The organism is Allocoleopsis sp., from assembly GCF_036703385.1.
GTDB lineage: Bacteria > Cyanobacteriota > Cyanobacteriia > Cyanobacteriales > Coleofasciculaceae > Allocoleopsis.
The window spans coordinates 1-2519 of the sequence record NZ_DATNPA010000588.1 but is presented as its reverse complement, the minus strand read 5'-3'; the positions used below and the strand labels follow the sequence as shown (position 1 = coordinate 2519).

The following is a 2519-nucleotide window of genomic DNA, read 5'->3' as shown; positions in this document are numbered from 1 at the left end:
CGCACAAACCGCTGCACCTGAGCAATGGCTTTGCGTGACAGGTCTGCCATGAGCAGAGTTTGGTCGTCAATTTTATCAATTGGCTTCTGTTCGACAACTTTGAGCACACTTGCTGCTGCCATATTGCCGAGTTGGGGATCGACGGGTCCCAAAACGGCGTTGGCATCCATCACAATTTCATCGGCGGCTAGAGCGAGCATGGTGCCCCCGCTCATGGCATAGTGAGGCACAAACACACTCACTTTGGCTTTGTGGCGAATCAGCGCTCTGGCAATCTGTTCTGTAGCAAGCACCAGTCCCCCTGGTGTATGCAAAATTAAATCAATGGGCACATCTGGAGGCGTGAAGCGAATCGCTCGCAACACCTGTTCTGAGTCTTCAATCGTAATGTAGCGGGATAAAGGAATTCCCAGCAAGCTAATCGACTCTTGTCGGTGAATTAGTAAGATGACTCGGCTTCGGCGCTGCTGCTCAAAGGCTCGTAAAGTTTGAACTCGGCGGATTTCCATCTGGCGTTTTTGCCACCAGGGTTGGATTGACGAGAAAACCAGAAAAATCCAGAACAGGTCAAAAAAGTTAAAATTCATCGCTTTCACACCCAAAAAGCACGGACTGGTTTCTTACTGGTACCACTAGCAACGAACTACAGACATCGTGCTTGGGTTATAGTTACGCCAATGTGCTGTGTAATTGCTCGAATAAGGGCATGACAATGTTCATTGGTGTCAACTTCAGCGAAATTGATAGGGTTTAACTCTTGGCAGATGAGTGGAGTTTATAAAAGTTTTGTTTAGGGTGAAGGCTCTTACTGGCAAGTTAGAAAAATGTATAAAACGCTTTTTTAAGTTATTATCTATTCAGAGTAATTAAACAGCTATTAAAAATTACAATAAAAGCCAATATTTAACTAATAAATGTAAAATTTTACAGCCGATATTCTGCTTACTGCATAAAGTGTATGGGTCTACGTGATAAAGCCATAGAAGCTTGCAGTAGAGGAATGACTTGTCATGAGTCCGGTGAGAGTTAAGGTTCTGACAAATAATGATCTGGAAATTTTAGGAGAGATTAGAAGCAGCCTATTTGATGATGGTTATTCTTGCCCGATTTCAGATATACTCAATAATTCACGCACGTTTATTGAGCTGAGTGATGTCGATGTATACAGTCAGGGTCAACTCCTTACTCACATGGAATCTCTTTGCATCAATAAACCTGCGATCGCGTTTTTGGGTGAGGGATAACCCGATCAGATTCTTAGTCCGGATTGGCGGTGCAAAAATAGCTGAGCTAGAACTGGAGAGAATCCCTCCTGAAATTTAGGCAATGGAACCCTTAACGACTGGTGCGATCGCGCTTGCAACTCTGTTTTTCAACAAAATTGATCGCCCGAATGCTGACGCTCGTTCCTCGCTAACGCTTCACTATCGCTATCGCAACGCTTTCGCCCCTACATCATCATTTACCATAGACGGGGTCTGACCCCTGCTTAATTCGCCAACGGTATCTTTCAATCGTCAAGCTACTCGCGTCGTTTAACTTGGTCGAACGCTTCACACAGTTCCTCAAACGTGCAGCCAAGAACCTCGATTAAAAGCCTAACGTGCTTTAATCGTGGCTCCGTCTTGCCATTTTCCCATTCGCTAATGGTGGTAATGCTGACATCAAGGGCAACAGCTAGCTTCATTTGAGTGAGGTTCGCACGTTCCCTCAATTTCGCAAGGGTCAATGGTTGACCTTCTTGGCTTTCCATCATAGACTGATTTTGTTAAACAAAACTTTAACGGCTAATCCAACGAGAGCAGATGACTCGGAAAGCCGCCATCAACGGTTAATCTTAGTTTTCTGCCCTTACCTAGTGTGCCAGAGGAGCGGACTGCTGTTCGGCTGAACTTTGCATGGCTGTCTGCTGCCTCATGGCTCTAGATACTTCGCCTTGATTGCAGAAAAAAGCGATCGCACATTTTCGCGATCGCCCACACAATCTATCTTCTACTGTCCCATGAAAAAACCCTTTTCAGCCAGGTCAACCCGATCTGGCTCAGACACCTTACTAGAACGGCTCCATCCCTGGTGCATCATCCGTCCATTTCCGAATATGCGCTCCAAAATTGTCGGACGCTTTCGCCGCCGAGTCGATGCAGAAGGTCATCTGCGAGTGCTCAAGCAAATGATCCCAACGGTTCCGTTTGAAATCATATTCGACGTGCCGCCGGAAGAAACGGACGTGGAAGAGATTCGGGAACCGCTACATCGTTGAAACCCCTCCCCAGCCCTCCCCTTAGTAAGGGGAGGGAGCAAGAATTCCCTCAACCAGGAAAGATTCTCCTTATTTTCTTGTTCCCCCCTTAACAAGGGGGGCTAGGGGGGTTCTTCCCTGCTGCTTCATATCCAAACATCCGTATGACAACACTATTCCATCGTCTCCAACCCGCCTAAAAATTCCGGATTACAGCAGCAGCGATCGCACAACTCCTCAAAATTCCCAAACACCTAATTGTGCGCGTCGAATGCTGGGC

General features: G+C 46.5%; 5 protein-coding genes. 3 read left to right on the top strand and 2 right to left on the bottom strand.

Annotated elements, in window-relative coordinates:
* On the bottom strand, positions 1 to 587 hold a 587-nt coding region (locus V6C93_RS28370; protein ID WP_333480026.1), incomplete at its 3' end, for an SDH family Clp fold serine proteinase.
* Positions 588 to 1010: 423 nt separating this feature from the next.
* On the opposite strand from V6C93_RS28370, the gene V6C93_RS28365 reads away from it, so the two are divergent.
* Entirely contained in the window at positions 1011 to 1244 is a 234-nt protein-coding gene (locus V6C93_RS28365; RefSeq protein ID WP_333480025.1) for a hypothetical protein, read from the top strand.
* An 82-nt stretch (positions 1245 to 1326) separates the two neighbouring features.
* Entirely contained in the window at positions 1327 to 1482 is a 156-nt protein-coding gene (locus tag V6C93_RS28360; protein ID WP_333480024.1) for a hypothetical protein, read from the top strand.
* 40 nt (positions 1483 to 1522) lie between these two features.
* On the opposite strand, the gene V6C93_RS28355 is transcribed toward V6C93_RS28360, so the two are convergent.
* Positions 1523 to 1756, bottom strand: a complete 234-nt coding sequence (locus V6C93_RS28355) for a helix-turn-helix transcriptional regulator (RefSeq protein WP_333480023.1) — start codon at positions 1754 to 1756, stop codon at positions 1523 to 1525.
* Positions 1757 to 1936: 180 nt separating this feature from the next.
* Between V6C93_RS28355 and V6C93_RS28350 the strand changes: the two genes are divergently transcribed.
* A complete protein-coding gene (locus V6C93_RS28350; protein ID WP_333480022.1) occupies positions 1937 to 2260 on the top strand; it encodes a hypothetical protein in 324 nt (107 codons plus the stop codon).
* Positions 2261 to 2519 lie beyond the last annotated feature (259 nt).